Genomic DNA, 16,699 nt, shown 5'->3' on the forward strand with positions numbered 1-16,699 from the left:
CGGCACGATGGGCGGGCGGGGAACGTTTGGGTAAACGGAAAATGGCCGCCGGGTGATGTGATCAACGCGTGGGCGTACTTTCGAAGTAGCGGCATTCTGTTTACCTGCTGTTGGCCTGCGATTAGCGCTTTCCACCCGCCTGCTTCCTACTGTCGGCGTGTGCCAGAACGTACGCCAGGACCTTTGCGGGTCACTGTGATCGCCGACTCGGACACCCGGTGGAAATGGGGTGCGCTGACCGCGCGCCGAATCGACCCCGATGCCCGCCTCGACGCACGGCTGCTCCGCGGCCGGGCCACTCCCACCCCGCGGCAGCTCGCCGAACTCGGGATCCCCGCCGACTCGATGGTCGAGTCGACCGCGGCCGAGATCCTGGCGGAGACGCACGCGGGCACCTGCGACGTGGTCGTCGTCTCCTGCGTCGGCGGCACCGTCCAGGCACTGCTGCACGGCCTGTCCCGCGCCTGGCAGGGCCGCGACTGGCGCCCGGTCGTCGTCACCGGATACGTCGGCGTGGTCTACGAGAAGCTCGCCGACGGGCTGCTGCTGCGCGCGGGCGCGGACGTCGTCCTGGCCAACAGCGCCGACGACGCACGGCGGTTCAAGGACGTCTACGAGGGCGTCGGCCAGCGGACCGGCAGCATCGTCGAGACCGCGCTGCCCTTCCTCGGCGGCGACCCCTACCGGGCCGACGACAGCCGGCCCTTCACCGTCACCTTCGCGGTGCAGCCCTCCGTACCCGACAGCCGCACCGACCGGCTCTACCTGCTGCGGCGCGCCGTCGACCACGCCCGGCTGCACCCGGCACGCGAGGTGCTGGTCAAGCTGCGCAGCAAGCCGGGCGAGCACACCACGCACATCGAGGAGCAGCCCTACCAGAAGCTGGCCGCCTCCCTCGACCCGCCGGCCAACCTGCGCCTGGTCTACGGCAACATGGCCGAAGTCCTGGACCGCACCGACCTGCTGGCGACGGTCAGCTCCACGGCGGCACTGGAGTCGCTGCACCGCGGCATACCGACCGCGATCCTCACCGACCTCGGCATCCGCGAGTCCCTGGGCAACCACCACTTCCTGGGCTCGGGCTGCTACGCCTCGTGGGACGAACTGGACGGCGGGCACCGCCCGCGGGCCTCGGCGGACTGGACCGCGGCGCACGGCGTCGCCGGCAGCTCGCCCTACGCCGCCCTGCGCGGCCGGGTCCGCGCGCTGCTCGACGAGCCCGAACTCCCGGACCTGTCCCCTTACTACACGCTGCGCACCGCCCCCGGTTACCTCCCCGGCGTGCTGGCCCGCCACGGCCTCGACCCCAAGGGCGAGCCGATCGCCGGCTTCGCCCCGCGCGAGGCGGGCCCGGTCCGGCAGGCGGTCCGCGAATTCGTCCGCAACTCCGCACGCACCGCCTACCGGCAGGGGGTCCAGCGCGTGGCCCCCACCATCCGCCGCTGGGGCCAGCTGTGACCGGCCCCCGCGCCCGCGCGCCCTTCGGGCGCCCCCGGCTGCGTGGGCAGCGCAGCAGAGCCGCACGTACGACAGGAGCCACCCGATGACCGAGACCTTCCGCCCGCCGGCGGAGACCGAGGACCACGCGGGCGCCGCCGTGCTGGCCGTGATCCCCGCCCGCGGCGGGTCCAAGGGCGTACCCGGCAAGAACCTGGCCCCGGTCGGCGGCATACCCCTGGTCGCGCGGGCGGTGCTGGCCTGCGTACGGGCCAGGCGGGTCGGCGCCGTCGTGGTGTCCACCGACGACCCGTCGATCGCCGAGGTCGCCAGGACCGCGGGCGCAGAGGTCGTCCTGCGGCCGGTCGCCATCGCGGGCGACACCGCGACCAGCGAGGCCGCCGTCCTGCACGCGATGGACGCGCACGAGGCGTCGGCCGGCAGGGCCGCGGACGTGGTGCTGCTCGTGCAGTGCACCAGCCCCTTCATCACCCCGGACGAGATAGACGGCGTGGTGGCCGCGGTCGTCGACGGCGGCGCCGACACCGCCCACACCGTCGCCCCCTTCCACGGCTTCATCTGGCGCGAGGCCGCCGAGGACCTGGCCGAGGACTTCGCCGGCGGTGACTCTGCCTACGGCGTCAACCACGACAAGGCCACCCGCCCGCGCCGCCAGGACCGGCCGCAGGACCTGCTGGAGACCGGCGCCGCCTACGCCATGCGCGCCGACGGCTTCCGCGCCGCGGGCCACCGCTTCTTCGGGCGTACCGCCCTGGTCCGCACCGACCCCGCGAAGGTGCTGGAGATCGACGAGCCCGCCGACCTCCAGCGCGCCCGCGTGCTCGCCCCGCTGCTCGACCCGACGGCGGCCACCCCGACCCGCGACGACGTCGACGCGGTCGTACTGGACTTCGACGGCACCCAGACGGACGACCGGGTGCTGATCGATTCGGACGGACATGAGGCCGTCACCGTGCACCGCGGTGACGGGCTCGGGATCGCGGCCATCCGCCGTGCGGGACTTCCCGTCCTCATCCTGTCCACCGAGACCAACCCGGTCGTCGCCGCGCGGGCCAGGAAGCTCGACGTCCCCGTGCTGCACGGCATCGACCGCAAGGACCTCGCGCTCAAGCAGTGGTGCGAGGAGAACGGCATCGCGCCCGAGCGGGTGCTCTACGCCGGCAACGACGTCAACGACCTGCCGTGCTTCGGCCTGGTCGGCTGGCCCGTCGCCGTCGCCGGGGCCCATGACGTCGTACGGGCCGCGGCCCGCGCGATCACCACAGCCGAGGGCGGCCACGGAGCGATCCGCGAGATCGCCGCGTGGCTGCTCGGCCCCACTCTGGCCCGCTGACCCGGCCACCTCACCCCCTTCAGTCCCGAAAACCGTAAGGAACTCCCCGTGACCTCTCCTCTCGCTTCCCTCCCCTCCAATCTCCGCCCGGTCGGCTCCCGCCACATCGGCAACGGCCAGCCCGTGTACATCACCGGCGAGATCGGCATCAACCACAACGGCGACCTGGAGAACGCGTTCGCCCTGATCGACGCCGCCGTCGCCGCGGGCTGCGACGCGGTCAAGTTCCAGAAGCGCACCCCGGAGATCTGCACCCCGCGCGACCAGTGGGAGATCGAGCGGGACACCCCCTGGGGCCGGATGACCTACATCGACTACCGGCACCGGGTCGAGTTCGACGAGGCCGGCTACCGCTCGATCGACGAGTACTGCCGCAAGCGGGGCATCGACTGGTTCGCGTCGCCGTGGGACGTGGAGTCCGTCGCGTTCCTGGAGAAGTTCGACGTGCCCGCGCACAAGGTGGCGTCCGCCTGCCTGACCGACGACGACCTGCTGCGCGCGCTGCGCGCCACCGGCCGCACGGTGATCCTGTCCACCGGCATGTCGACGCCGAAGCAGATCCGGCACGCCGTCGAGGTGCTGGGCAGCGACAACATCGTGCTCTGCCACGCCACGTCGACCTACCCGGCCAAGCACGAAGAGCTCAACCTGCGGATGATCAACACGCTGCAGAACGAGTACCCCAACGTGCCCGTCGGCTACAGCGGCCACGAGGTCGGCCTGCAGACGACGCTGGCCGCCGTCGCGCTCGGCGCCGTCTTCGTCGAGCGCCACATCACCCTCGACCGCGCCATGTGGGGCTCCGACCAGGCCGCCTCGGTCGAGTCGCAGGGCCTGGAGCGGCTGGTCCGCGACATCCGCATCATCGAGACCTCGCTCGGCGACGGCGTCAAGAAGGTCTACGAGGGCGAGCTCGGCCCGATGAAGAAGCTGCGCCGGGTCGCCGGTGTGGTCGCCGAGGCGGAGGGCGAATCGGTCTCGGTCTGACACGGACCAGCTGACGCCGGCCGGCGGCGGAGACCGCGGGCCGGCGCCCATCAACCGGCAACGAGTCAGGACAAGGACGAGTCGATGACCGACACCCACGCCGCCGGCACCCTCCCGCAGCCCGAACCGGGCAAGGGGGCCGTAGCGCTGGTCGAGTCACCCGTTCAGCTGCTCAACGTCCTGGAATGGGCGCACACGGATCCACCCGCGATCCCCGCCGCCCGCGGCGGCCACGGCGGCACTCCCCGACGGGAGTCCGCCGTGCGGCCGCTGACCGTCGTGGTGCTCTCACCCGCCGACCCCACCAGCCGCGGCCAGCTGCGGCGGATGGCCGAACTCGCCCGCGACGAGGGCGCGGTCGTGCGCTGGTACGAGGCCCGCGGCGGCCGGGGCGGCCTGCTGCGCACCGCGATCGCGCTCGCGCCGCTGCTGCTGCGGGTCAGGCAACTGGTCATCGGGGACCCCTTCTCCCGCCTGGTGCAGGTGCTGCTGCCGCTGTGCCGGGCCAAGGAGCTGACGGTGGTGGACGACGGCACCGCCACCATGGAGTTCACCGACATCCTGACCCGCGGCGGGCGGCTGGTGCGCTGGCACCGCAGCGGGCGGCGGCGCTCACCCGTCGACGCCGCCTTCGGGGTCTTCGCCTCCGCCGCGAGGCGCCGCCTCACGCCCGGCGGCCGGCGCCGGGTCGAGCTGTTCAGCGCCATGCCCGCGACACCGCCGGCCGGGATGGCGCTGCGCGCCAACCGCTTCGCGTGGACCCGCAGCCGCTTCGGGCCGCCGACCGTGCTCGACAGCACCGACCTGATCGGCACCTCCCTGGTGGAGACCGGCGTCGTCGACCCCGAGCGCTACGCGGCGGTGGTCGCGGACCTGGCCCGCAGGCACGGGGCGAAGCGGTATTTCGCGCACCGCAAGGAGGCACCGGACAAGCTGCACCGGCTGGCCGCCGAGACCGGCCTTGAGATCGTCCGCCCCGACCTGCCGCTCGAACTCGTCGCCCGCCGCGGGCCGACCGGGCGCAAGGTGCTGTCCTTCCCCTCGACGGTGGTCCACACCCTGCCGCTGGTGCTGGACGGCACGGGCATCGACATCGTCGCGGTCGACATCGACCCGAGCTGGCTCACCGCGGGCGCGGGACCCCGCGCGCACACCTTCCTCTCGGGGATCACCCACACGGCCCGCGACCTCCACAAACTGCCCCCGGCGGCAACTCCCAGCGTCTGAAGGCCCGCAGCGCCGCATCCGCGCGCCTGACGGCCCGTTCGCCTCGCGTCCAACCCGGCGTAACCCAATGATCATCTCCGTAGGATTGGGTGCGGGAATGGCGGGATCCTTACGCGGCACCGAGCCGGCGCACCCCTCGGAAGCGGGTCCTTCCCCGGACCCTGAGAACTCCGCGCCCGCGGCGCGTACCGTCGCGGTCGTGGCCGGCGGCGGAGTCGACGGCGACTCCCGGGCGCTGAGAGTGGCGGCGGCCGCACAGGCCGCGGGCTACCGGGTGACCCTGGTGGGCCAGGCGCCCGCGACCGTGGCGCCGCCCGGCATCGAGGTACGGCGGGTCGTCGTCCAGGGCGTGCTGGGCAACCACCGGGTCCGGCGCCCGCGCCCCGGCCTGCGCTGGCCGCTGGCCTACCGCAGCGCGGGCGCGCACGACCACCGCACCGTCCGGATCACCGCGGCCCGTGCGCTGCTGGTGACCCGGTCGGCAGAACTGAACCTGGTGCACCGCCCGTTGCCGCTGCTCGCCCTCGCCAGGTGCGGCCACGCCGCGGCCTGGCTGCGCTACGGGGTACGTGCCGGCTGGACGCGGGTGCGGGCGGCGCAGTATCTCGCCGCGGTACGCCGCAGGCGCAGCCCCGACGCGCGGCTCGACAACCTGATGACGGACGTCACCCGGCTGCTGCTCGGCCGCAGGGCCTGGCGCCGGCTCGACCCCGGCCTGCTGGACGAGGAGGTCGCCTACGGCCCGGTGCTCGACGAGGTGCGCCCGCACCTGATCCACGCGCTGGGCCACCGGGCGCTGGGCGTCGCGATCAGGGCCGCGCTGCGTGCGGAGGGCGCGGGGCACCGCATCGAGGTGGTGTGGGACGTCCCGCCGCGCGCCCCGGGCCCGTCGCGCCGGGCGACCGTCGCGGGCGACGCGCACGAGCGGTCGTTCGCCCGCGAGGCGGACGGCGTCGTCACCGTCGGCGAGGGGCTGGCCCGCGAGCTGCGGGCCAGGCACCGGCTGGCGGCGGCCCCCGCCGTGGTGCGCAACGCCCCGCCGCTGACCGAGGCCGGCACCCGGCACCCGCTGGGGGTTCGCGACCGCTGCCGGCTGGCGCCCGACGTCCCGCTGCTGGTGCACGCGGGTCCTGTCACGCCCGACCGCGGCCCCGCCACCGTCATCGAGGCGCTGCCCAAGCTGTACGACCTGCACGCGGCCTTCGTGGTGCCCGACCCCGCCCACCCCGACCTGGCCGCCCTGCGCGAGCGCGCCGCCCAGCTCGGCGTGCACGCCAGGCTGCACGTGCTGCCGTACGTACCCGTCGCGGAGATCCCTGCCTTCCTTGCGTCGGCCGACATCGGCGTGCTCCCGGTGCACAAGCTCCCGCACCACCAGTCGGTGCTGGCCACCCGCTACTTCGAGTACGCCCACGCCAGGCTGCCGGTGGTGGTCAGCGATGTGCGCGCGATGGCCGCGGCGACGCTGGAGCTGGGCAACGGCGAGGTCTTCCGGGCGGGCGACACCGCGGACTTCGTCCGCGCGGTCGGCGCGGTCCTCACCAACCCGCGCCGCTACCGCAAGGCCTACGACCGCGTCGACGTGCTGAACGACTGGTCCTGGCAGACCCAGTCCGCCCCCCTGCTCGACCTCTACGCCCGCCTGCTGGGTCCATGAGGCCGAGGCCGGCCCGTACGAGCTGAGGCGGTCCGCCGCCGGAGCCCGATGCGCCCTCCGCCCAGGGAAACTGAACCATGGAGTTCAGTTGCCGCGGAAAAGGGCGCGCGGCCCGGTCGGCCGGCGCTCGCCACGTTTCCGAAACAACCGGGGCGTAGGTTGGTCCCAGCCGGCACAGCAGCGTCGCCCGACCGGCGCGCGTTGCCTCGCGGGCGGCTGCTCGTTGAGCGAGTATGGGTGTGTTCATGTCCGAACCCCAAAAGGGAGGGCATACCCCAGAGGATGACCGGGTATGCGCCGATCGGGCGACTTCTTCTCCTCCAGCCGCACTTGTTTTTGTCCGATCAGCCCAGAGGAGCCGGTCATGGGGCCTACCCTGACTGGGGTGAACCACTCACCCACAGCGCCGTCCGGTGCGCTGTCCGAAGAACTGCGCAACGAGCTCATCGCGTTCCGCCGCGACCTGCACCGGCACCCGGAGCTGAGCCGCCGCGAGTTCAGGACCACCGAGAAGATCAGGGCCAGGCTCGAGCTCGCGGGGCTCGACCCCGTCGTGCTCCCCGGCGGGACCGGCCTGATGTGCGACATCGGCGCGGACGACCCGGTCAGGGGGCGCCTGGCGCTGCGGGCCGACATCGACGCGCTGCCGGTGCCCGACACCAAGAACGTGGAGTACCGCTCGACCGTCAAGGGCGTGGCGCACGCCTGCGGGCACGACGTGCACACCTCCGTCGTGCTGGGCGCAGGACTGGTGCTCGCCGACCTGGCGGCGCGCGGCGTGCTGCCGCGGCCGGTGCGGCTGATCTTCCAGGCGGCCGAGGAGGTCATGCCCGGTGGCGCGCTCGACGCGGTGAAGGCCGGCGTGCTGGACGGGGTGGAACGTATCTTCGCCGTGCACTGCGATCCCAAGGTCGAGGTCGGCCGGATCGGCCTGCGGCAGGGCCCGATCACCTCGGCCGCCGACAAGCTGCTGCTCGCCCTCGACGGCCCCGGCGGCCACAGCGCCCGCCCGCACCTGACCACCGACCTGGTGATGGCCGCCGCCAAGCTGGCCACGGAGCTGCCGGTCGTGCTGACCCGGCGCGCCGACCCGCGCTCGGGCCTGAGCGTGGTGTGGGGCCGTATCGAGGCCGGCCACGCGGCGAACGTCATCCCGCAGCACGCCGAGCTCGAGGGCACCGTCCGCTGCCTCGACCTGGTGGCCTGGCACGAGGCGCCCGACCTGGTGCACGAGGTGATCGACCAGGTCGCCGCGATGTACCGGGCCAAGTGCGAGATCACCTACCAGCGCGGGGTGCCGCCGGTGGTGAACGAGGCGGTGTCCACCGAGATGCTGCGGGACGCGATGGCCGCGCGGCGCGGCCTGCACTCGGTGGAGGACACCGAGCAGAGCCTCGGCGGCGAGGACTTCTCCTGGTATCTGGAGCAGGTGCCCGGCGCGCTGGCCCGGCTCGGGGTGCGGCCGGTGGGCGACACCGCCAAGCGCGACCTCCACCAGGGCGACTTCGACGCGGACGAAGGCGCGATCACCGTCGGCGTGGAGCTGTTCACCGGGGTTGCGCTGCTGGTCTGACACCGGGTGAGGGCCTGGCTACCGGAGCTTCACCCGGCGGAAATGCGTCGATCCGATAACAGGCCTTCATACGGTCTTTACCTGACATCTACGCGCGTTAAGCTCCGGCTTAGCCAGCGCCGGACGGGGCGCTTCGAACCGAAGGGGACCCTCTTGCGCCGGGTATCCAAGATCGCTGCCGCGGGTGTGGTCTCCGCGGCTCTCGCGCTGACCGCCACCGCGTGCGGCAGCAGCACCACGTCGGACAGCGGCTCGAAGGACGGCGGCACCACCAGCAGCTCTGCCGGTGGCGGCGGCAAGACCAAGGGCGCCGGTATCGCCTTCGACGTCGGCGGTCGCGGTGACCACTCCTTCAACGACTCCGCAGCGCGCGGCCTGGACAAGGCCGACAGCGAGCTGAACCTCGACTCCAAGGACCAGACGGCCGCCAACGGCGAGACCGAGTCGGACCGCGTGCAGCGGCTCGAGTCGCTCGCCGCGGCCGGCTACAACCCCGTCGTCGCGGTCGGCTACACCTACGGTACGTCGGTCACGACGGTTGCCAAGAAGTACCCGAACACCACCTTCGGCCTCGTCGACTCGGTCGTCGACGCGCCGAACGTCGACAGCATGGTCTTCGCGACCGAGCAGAGCTCGTACCTGGCCGGTGTCGCGGCGGCGCTCAAGACGAAGACCGGCAAGGTCGGCTTCATCGGCGGCGTGCAGAACACCCTGATCGGCACCTTCGACGCCGGCTTCGCGCAGGGCGTCAAGGACACCAAGCCCAGCGTCCAGCTGACCCGCGAGTACCTCTACAAGACCGACCCGCGCGGCTTCAACGACGCGACCTCGGCGGCCGCCAAGGCCCAGGGCATGCTGGACAAGGGCGTCGACGTCATCTACACCGCGGCCGGCCTGTCCGGTGACGGCTCGATCCAGAAGGTCGCCGGCAAGTCCGGTGCCTGGGCGATCGGTGTGGACTCCGACCAGTTCCAGGACCCGGCGCTGTCGAAGTACAAGAACAGCATCCTCACCTCGGCGATCAAGAACGTCGACGTGGCGGTCTACGACCTGATCGTGTCCGTGAAGAAGGACAACAAGCCGAAGGTCGGCACCAACACCTACAACCTCGCCAACAACGGTGTGTCGCTGGCGACCTCGGGTGGCTTCATCACCGACGTCCAGTCGCAGATCGACGCCGCCAAGCAGAAGATCGTCTCGGGCCAGATCAAGGTGAGCTCCACCCCGTGACGGGTTGAGCCGGCACGGCCTGCGAGGCCCGGCGGGGGGATGCTGCGGCAGCCCCCCGCCGGGCCTCGGTCACGGTCCGGTCCCGTACGATCCCGAGCTGTACCGGGTCCGCCGGGCCGGCCGACGGCCGACCCGCGGCGGCCTCTTCGCCCGCCGACCGGTTCGTGACGATTCCGTGCTGTAAAAACCCGACGCTACGCGCGTAGCGTCTTTCTGTCGCGATACGTTCGCCACCACCACCGCCCCGAGCCTTTCCCCCGAGGAGAGTGCGCCATCAACGCGTCCACGAGTCCACCCGCCGTCGAGCTGCGCGGCATCACCAAGCGGTTCCCCGGTGTCGTCGCCAACCACGACATCGACATCACCGTGCGCAGCGGCACCGTGCACGCCCTCGTGGGCGAGAACGGCGCCGGCAAGTCCACCCTGATGAAGATCCTCTACGGCATGCAGAAGCCGGACGAGGGCACCATCGCGATCAACGGGGAGCAGGTCGCCTTCGGTGACCCGGGCGACGCCATCGCCCGCGGTATCGGCATGGTGCACCAGCACTTCATGCTCGCCGACAACCTCACCGTGCTGGAGAACGTCGTCCTCGGCAGCGAGAAGGCGTACGGCATCGGCGGACGCGCCCGCGCCCGTATCAAGGAGATCTCCGACGCCTACGGCCTCGGGGTGCGCCCCGACGTGCTCGTGGAGGACCTGGGCGTCGCCGACCGGCAGCGGGTGGAGATCCTCAAGGTCCTCTACCGCGGCGCGCGCATCCTCATTCTCGACGAGCCGACCGCGGTGCTGGTCCCGCAGGAGGTCGAGGCGCTGTTCGAGAACCTGCGCGGGCTGAAGTCCGAGGGCCTGACCGTCATCTTCATCTCGCACAAGCTCGGCGAGGTGCTCTCCGTCGCCGACGCGATCAGCGTCATCAGGCGCGGCACCACGGTCGGCGACGCCGACCCGAGGAGCACCACCGCCAAGCAGCTCGCCGAGCTCATGGTCGGCAGCGAGCTGCCGTCGCCGGAGACCCGCGAGTCCACCGTCACCACCGAGCCGATGCTCACGGTCGAGGGCCTGCGGCTGTCGGAGACCGACTCCGACGGCGTCGAGCGGACGGTCCTGGACGACATCGGCTTCACCATCCACAAGGGCGAGGTCCTCGGCATCGCGGGCGTCGAGGGCAACGGCCAGGCCGAACTCGTCGAGGCCGTCATGGGCATGCGCGCGCTGAACGCGGGCGTCCTCACCCTGGACGGCAGGGACATCTCCCGGGTGCCCACCCGCGCCCGGCGCGAGGACGGCATCGGCTACATCCCCGAGGACCGGCACCGGCACGGCCTGCTGCTGGAGGCGCCGCTGTGGGAGAACCGCATCCTCGGGCACGTCACCGAGCGCCCCAACAGCCGCGGGTTCCTGATCGACCCGGCCGCCGCCCGCCGCGACACCGAGCGGATCGTCGCCGACTACGACGTCCGCACCCCCGGTATCGAGGTGACCGCCGCGTCCCTGTCCGGCGGCAACCAGCAGAAGCTGATCGTCGGCCGCGAGATGAGCCACCTGCCCAAGCTGCTGATCGCCGCGCACCCCACCCGGGGCGTGGACGTCGGCGCGCAGGCGCAGATCTGGGACCAGATCAGGGCGGCCCGCCGCGAGGGCCTGGCGGTGCTGCTGATATCCGCCGACCTCGACGAGCTGATCGGCCTGTCCGACACGCTGCGGGTGATGTACCGCGGCCGGCTCGTCGCGGACGCCGACCCCGCCACCATCACCCCGGAGGAGCTGGGTTCCGCCATGACCGGAGCGGCCGCCGGCCACCTGGAACACGAGCCGGCCGCGGCGGACACCGCCGTACCGAAGCAGGCGCAGCCCGAAGAGGCGGCGGCGGAGACGGCCGGGGGAGAGGACCGATGAAGAAGTTCGACAAGGACCGGGCGCTGCTCGGGCTGGCCGCCCCGGTGCTCGCCGTGCTCGGCGCGCTGGTCGTCACCGGCCTCGTGCTGCTGGTCAGCGGCAAGGAGCCCTTCCACGCCTTCCACGTGATGCTGACCTACGGCAGCAAGTCCGACAGCCAGGTCTACATCCTCAACAAGGCGACCCCCTACTACCTGTCGGGTCTCGCGGTGGCCATCGGCTTCCGGATGAACCTGTTCAACATCGGTGTCGACGGGCAGTACCGGCTCGCCGCGTTCTTCGCGGCCGCCGTCGGCGGGTCGATGTCGATCCCCGGCTTCATCCAGATCCCGATCATCATCGCGACCGCGATGGTCGTGGGCGCCGCGTGGGCGGCGATCGCCGGCGTGCTGAAGGTGACCCGCGGGGTCAGCGAGGTCATCTCGACGATCATGCTCAACTCGATCGCGGGCATCGTCATCGGCTTCTTCCTGCAGGACGGCCGGCTCGGGGTGACCGACAAGCTGGCCAACACCATCACCACCAAGCCGATCCCGTCCGGCAGCCACCTGTTCAACTTCACCACCCAGACCGACCCGGTCGTCGGCTTCATCGTCTTCGCCGGCCTCGCGGGCGTCCTGTACTGGTTCGTGCTCTCCCGCACCCGCTTCGGCTTCGACCTGCGCTCGGTGGGCCGCTCGGAGTCCGCGGCACAGGCCAGCGGCGTGAGCGTGAAGAAGATGGTCATCGTCAGCATGCTGATCTCCGGCGGCATGGCCGGCCTGGTCGGCATGTCCACCCTGCTCAACCAGTCCTACCAGTTCAGCACCGACTTCCCGGCCGGCATCGGCTTCACCGGCATCGCGGTCGCCCTGCTCGGCCGCAACAACCCGATCGGTATCGCAGTCGGCGCGCTGCTGTGGGCCTTCCTGGAGCGTGCCTCCAACGGCCTGGAGTTCGAGGGCTACGACAAGGAGATCGTGGGCGTGATCCAGGGCGCCATCGTGCTGGCCGTCGTCATCGCCTACGAACTCGTACGTCGCTACGGCCTCACGCGGCAGCAGCGCCAGGTCGGCGCGGAACTCGCCGCGGCCGGCTCCGTCGACAAGCAGGAGGTGACGGCGTGACTGCCACCGCAACCCAGACCCCGCCGCCCGCCGCAGCCAAGGCCGCCGGTGGCAGGGGCGGCAGGGCAAGGCTCTCCGTCCCGGTGATCCTGCTGATCGTGGCCGCGGTCCTGGTCGTGGTCTCCGCGGTCCGCGCCATCGCCGGCGCCGACGACGTCACCTCGTCGGGCCAGATGGCCGGCGCGCTGACCGGCGCGGTACCGATCGCGCTGGCCGGCCTCGGCGGCCTGTGGGCCGAGCGGGCCGGCGTGGTCAACATCGGCCTCGAAGGCATGATGATCCTCGGCACCTTCTTCGGCGCCTGGGCCGGCTGGAGCCTCAACCCGTGGATGGGCGTCCTCGCCGGCATCCTCGGCGGCATGGCCGGCGGCCTGCTGCACGCGATCGTCACCGTCACCTTCGGCGTGGACCACATCATCGCCGGTGTGGCGATGAACATCCTGGCCGCGGGCGTCACCCAGTACCTCGCCAAGCGGATCTTCAACGTCGGCCAGGCGGCCACCGAGGGCGGCACCCCCAAGCAGTCGCCGCCCATCGACGACATCAAGTCCTTCACCGTGCCGGGACTCTCGCACTGGCTGGCCGGCCTGGAGAAGCACCACTGGTTCCTGGTCTCCGACCTGGCCGGCATCGTCGGCGGCCTGGTCACCAACATCTCCTCGCTGGCGCTGCTTGCCGTACTGCTCTTCGTCGGCACCTTCTTCGTGCTGTGGCGCACGTCCTTCGGCCTGCGGCTGCGCTCCTGCGGTGAGAACCCGGTGGCCGCGGAGTCCCTCGGCGTCAACGTCTACCTGTACAAGTACGTGGCCGTGGTGGTCTCCGGCGGCCTCGCCGGGCTCGGCGGCTACTTCCTGGCCGTCGGCACGCACTTCTACCTCGAAGGCCAGACCAGCGGCCGCGGCTACATCGGCCTCGCCGCGATGATCTTCGGCAACTGGCGGCCCGGCGGCCTCGCCATGGGCGCGGGCCTGTTCGGCTACGCCGACAGCCTCCAGCTGCGCAGCGGCAGCGACTCGGTGCACGCGCTGCTCCTGCTGCTCGCGGTGCTGCTGCTGGCCATGGCGATCTGGAAGTACGTCCGCAAGGCGTACATCTCGGCGGGCTTCGCGCTCGGCTTCGCGGTGCTGCTGGCAGTCTGGTACACGACCACCGACACCGTGCCGTCCGAGGTCGTCCAGGCCTCGCCTTACGTCGCCACGCTGCTGGTGATGGGCCTGTTCTCGCAGCGGCTGCGGATGCCGAAGGCGGACGGGCTGCCGTACCGGAAGGGACAGGGCGGATGACGCCTGACGACGTCGACTGGAAGGCGCTGCGGGCCGCCGCCAGGGAGGTCATGGAGCGGGCTTACGCGCCCTACTCCGGCTTCCCGGTCGGCGCCGCCGCGCTGGTCGACGACGGGCGCACGGTCGTCGGCTGCAACGTCGAGAACGCGGCCTACGGGGTCGCGCTGTGCGCGGAGTGCGGCCTGGTCTCGGCCCTGCACGCCTCGGGCGGCGGCCGGCTGACCGCCTTCAGCTGCGTGGACCGGCACGGCGACCCGCTGATGCCGTGCGGGCGCTGCCGCCAGCTGCTGTGGGAGAACGGCGGCCCCGCGCTGCTGGTCGACACCGCGGCAGGAGTGCGCCCGATGAGCGAGATCCTGCCCGACGCCTTCGGGGCGGACGACCTCGGGCGGTAGGGCGGTACGCAGCCCCCGGCGGACGGCACGCGCCGTCCGCCGGGCGGCACCCCGCCGCGAGCAAGGGCCGCACCGGCCCCCGGAAACCGCAAGGAAGCAGAGCACCATGGACGTCATTTCCGTCATCCGCGCCAAGCGTGACCGCGGCCGGCTCAGCGACGAGCAGATCGACTGGGTGGTCGACGCGTACACCCGCGGAGCGGTCGCCGACGAGCAGATGTCGGCACTCGCCATGGCGATCCTGCTCAACGGTATGGACCGCGCCGAGATCGCCCGCTGGACCGCGGCGATGATCGCCTCCGGCGAGCGGATGGACTTCTCGTCGCTCGACCGCCCCACCGCCGACAAGCACTCCACCGGCGGTGTCGGCGACAAGATCACCCTCCCGCTGGCCCCGCTGGTCGCCGCGTGCGGCGCCGCGGTGCCGCAGCTGTCCGGGCGCGGACTCGGCCACACCGGCGGCACCCTGGACAAGCTGGAGTCCATCCCCGGCTGGCGGGCGTCGCTGTCCAACGACGAGATGCTGGGCGTGCTCGGCGACGCGGGCGCCGTCATCTGCGCGGCGGGCGACGGCCTGGCGCCGGCGGACCGCAAGCTCTACGCGCTGCGTGACGTCACCGGTACGGTCGAGGCGATCCCGCTGATCGCCTCGTCCATCATGTCCAAGAAGATCGCCGAGGGCACCGGCTCGCTGGTGCTCGACGTGAAGGTCGGCTCCGGCGCCTTCATGAAGTCCCTCGATGACGCGCGGGAGCTGGCGGCCACGATGGTCGGGCTCGGCACCGACCACGGGGTGCGCACCGTCGCGCTGCTCACCGACATGTCCGTACCGCTCGGCCTGACCGCGGGCAACGCGCTGGAAGTCCGCGAGTCCGTCGAGGTGCTGGCGGGCGGCGGGCCCGCCGACGTCGTCGAGCTCACCCTCGCGCTGGCCCGCGAGATGCTCGCCGCCGCCGGTCTGCCGGACGCCGACCCGGCCAAGGCCCTCGCGGACGGCTCCGCGATGGACGTCTGGCGCCGCATGATCCGGGCGCAGGGCGGCGACCCGGACGCGACCCTGCCCACCGCCCGCGAACGGCACGTCGTCACGGCCCCCGCGACCGGCGTCCTCACCGGCCTGGACGCCTACGCCGTGGGCCTGGCGGCCTGGCGCCTCGGCGCGGGCCGCGCCCGCAAGGAGGACGCCGTCCAGGCCGGCGCCGGCGTCGAGTGGCACGCCAGGCCCGGCGACCGGGTACGCGAGGGCGAGCCGCTGCTCACCCTCCACACCGACACCCCGGAGAAGTTCCCCTACGCCCAGGAGGCCCTGGCCGAGGCGATCACGGTCGCACCCGACCCCGCGACCTTCACCGCCGGCCCGATCATCCTCGACCGCATCGCCTGAACAACCCCTGCGGTGGGCCTTCCGGCCGGGTAAGGGGTGCCAGGTGCGGTGGTCCGCGCGCCTTGTACCCGGTGGGGGCCGGGTCCGCCGTTCCCCGAGCCCCAGGGGCGGTTGCTGCCCGTTTTCACACGACGGTTCGTCGTGGCTTGTCGCGCAGTTCCCCGCGCCCCCGGGGGTGCCCTCTTGCGGAGAGGGCACCCCCGCAGGGGGAGAGGCGGACCGCCCGCCGCGAGGGCACCCACTCGGGCAGACGCGCGCTATGCGCGTAGGGCGCGGCCGAAGCCCGTGGCCAGGGGCATGCGGAGGCCGAGGGGCGGGGGGGCCGCCAAGGCGTCGGCGACCGGGCGGGCGTAGGGGCGGTCGAGGAGTGAGCCGAGGACGAAGTCCGTGGTGAGGGCGAAGACTTCGGCCCGGTGCTGGTGCAGGCTGTGGCCGTCGGAGTGGACCTCGAACCGGCAGACCTGGCGGTTGACCTTCTTGGCGCGTTCCGCGAAGCGGTAGGACAGGTCGGGGTCGGTGGAGTCGTCCTGGGTGCCGTGCACCATCAGCACGCGACGGCCGATCAGCTGCTTGACCGGCTCGGGTTCCGGGCCGCCGGGGAGCCAGGGGGCGAGGGCCACCACGGAGCCCACCGCGGGGTGCCCCGCGGCGTGCAGGGCGGCGCGCGCCCCCATGTCCATGCCGACCAGGCACACCGGCACGTCGCCGTAGCGGCGCACCGCTTCGCCGACGGCCCACTCGGCGTCCTCCGCGGGATGCGCGTGGCCGCCGTTCCAGCCGCGGAAGCGGTAGTGGACGACGTGCGCCACGACTCCGTCGGCCTGCCCCTGGCGGACCAGGTGCCGGGCCAGCGGCCACATCACGGCGGCGGCCATCGGGGAGCGCCGCCGGGTGCTCAGCGCGTCGCCGCCGGGCAGCGCGAGCACGACGGCGCGGACGGTCGCGCCGGCGGCGTCGCCGTCGTCGGGCCGTTCGCTTCCGCGGTGCCGCTGACCGGGCAGGTGCCCGCGGCCCGGCGCCGGTACCAGCCCGGGCGCGACCGGGCGCCCGAGCCGGGCGCCACGCGCCGGTAATGCTTGTGAAGCCATGTCGCAACGATGGCAGACACAGGGGTGTGCACAGTATGGCCGGGTGGAAAATTCTTGCCCCGTCCGCCAGTTCTACGCG

General features: G+C 72.5%; 13 protein-coding genes. 12 read left to right on the forward strand and 1 reads right to left on the reverse strand.

The window, feature by feature from the left end:
* Nucleotides 1-159: 159 nt before the first annotated feature.
* From ACGFMP_RS21065 to ACGFMP_RS21120, 12 genes are all read left to right on the forward strand, one after another.
* The gene (locus tag ACGFMP_RS21065) at nt 160-1,458 is read left to right on the forward strand and encodes a DUF6716 putative glycosyltransferase (protein WP_393674252.1); all 1,299 of its coding nucleotides are present in this window, start codon (nt 160-162) and stop codon (nt 1,456-1,458) included.
* Between the two features lie 85 nt (nt 1,459-1,543).
* On the forward strand, nt 1,544-2,791 hold the full coding sequence (locus ACGFMP_RS21070; RefSeq protein WP_393674253.1) for a cytidylyltransferase domain-containing protein: 1,248 nt from the start codon (nt 1,544-1,546) through the stop codon (nt 2,789-2,791).
* Nucleotides 2,792-2,839: 48 nt separating this feature from the next.
* Nucleotides 2,840-3,778 carry an N-acetylneuraminate synthase family protein gene (locus tag ACGFMP_RS21075; protein WP_393674254.1) on the forward strand — a complete coding sequence of 313 codons (939 nt, stop codon included), beginning with the start codon at nt 2,840-2,842 and terminating at the stop codon, nt 3,776-3,778.
* A gap of 84 nt (nt 3,779-3,862) precedes the next feature.
* A complete protein-coding gene (locus tag ACGFMP_RS21080) occupies nt 3,863-5,005 on the forward strand; it encodes a hypothetical protein (RefSeq protein WP_393674255.1) in 1,143 nt (380 codons plus the stop codon).
* A gap of 199 nt (nt 5,006-5,204) precedes the next feature.
* Nucleotides 5,205-6,662 carry a glycosyltransferase gene (locus tag ACGFMP_RS21085; RefSeq protein WP_393674256.1) on the forward strand — a complete coding sequence of 486 codons (1,458 nt, stop codon included), beginning with the start codon at nt 5,205-5,207 and terminating at the stop codon, nt 6,660-6,662.
* 364 nt (nt 6,663-7,026) lie between these two features.
* Nucleotides 7,027-8,235, forward strand: a complete 1,209-nt coding sequence (locus tag ACGFMP_RS21090; RefSeq protein WP_393674257.1) for an amidohydrolase — start codon at nt 7,027-7,029, stop codon at nt 8,233-8,235.
* Nucleotides 8,236-8,388: 153 nt separating this feature from the next.
* Nucleotides 8,389-9,465, forward strand: a complete 1,077-nt coding sequence (locus ACGFMP_RS21095; RefSeq protein ID WP_393674259.1) for a BMP family protein — start codon at nt 8,389-8,391, stop codon at nt 9,463-9,465.
* A gap of 306 nt (nt 9,466-9,771) precedes the next feature.
* Complete coding sequence (locus ACGFMP_RS21100; protein WP_393674308.1) at nt 9,772-11,364, forward strand: ABC transporter ATP-binding protein; 1,593 nt, start codon at nt 9,772-9,774, stop codon at nt 11,362-11,364.
* Entirely contained in the window at nt 11,361-12,470 is a 1,110-nt protein-coding gene (locus tag ACGFMP_RS21105) for an ABC transporter permease (RefSeq protein ID WP_393674261.1), read from the forward strand. Before ACGFMP_RS21100 ends, ACGFMP_RS21105 begins: the two co-directional genes overlap by 4 nt.
* Complete coding sequence (locus ACGFMP_RS21110) at nt 12,467-13,753, forward strand: ABC transporter permease (RefSeq protein ID WP_393674262.1); 1,287 nt, start codon at nt 12,467-12,469, stop codon at nt 13,751-13,753. Before ACGFMP_RS21105 ends, ACGFMP_RS21110 begins: the two co-directional genes overlap by 4 nt.
* The gene (locus ACGFMP_RS21115; RefSeq protein ID WP_393674263.1) at nt 13,750-14,148 is read left to right on the forward strand and encodes a cytidine deaminase; all 399 of its coding nucleotides are present in this window, start codon (nt 13,750-13,752) and stop codon (nt 14,146-14,148) included. Before ACGFMP_RS21110 ends, ACGFMP_RS21115 begins: the two co-directional genes overlap by 4 nt.
* A 106-nt stretch (nt 14,149-14,254) precedes the next feature.
* Entirely contained in the window at nt 14,255-15,532 is a 1,278-nt protein-coding gene (locus ACGFMP_RS21120) for a thymidine phosphorylase (RefSeq protein WP_393674264.1), read from the forward strand.
* Nucleotides 15,533-15,789: 257 nt separating this feature from the next.
* Here ACGFMP_RS21120 and ACGFMP_RS21125 read toward each other — a convergent pair whose 3' ends face one another.
* The gene (locus ACGFMP_RS21125) at nt 15,790-16,620 is read right to left on the reverse strand and encodes an alpha/beta hydrolase (protein WP_393674265.1); all 831 of its coding nucleotides are present in this window, start codon (nt 16,618-16,620) and stop codon (nt 15,790-15,792) included.
* Nucleotides 16,621-16,699 lie beyond the last annotated feature (79 nt).

The organism is Streptomyces sp. NPDC049040 (genome assembly GCF_043197715.1).
In the GTDB taxonomy this organism is placed as follows: domain Bacteria; phylum Actinomycetota; class Actinomycetes; order Streptomycetales; family Streptomycetaceae; genus Actinacidiphila.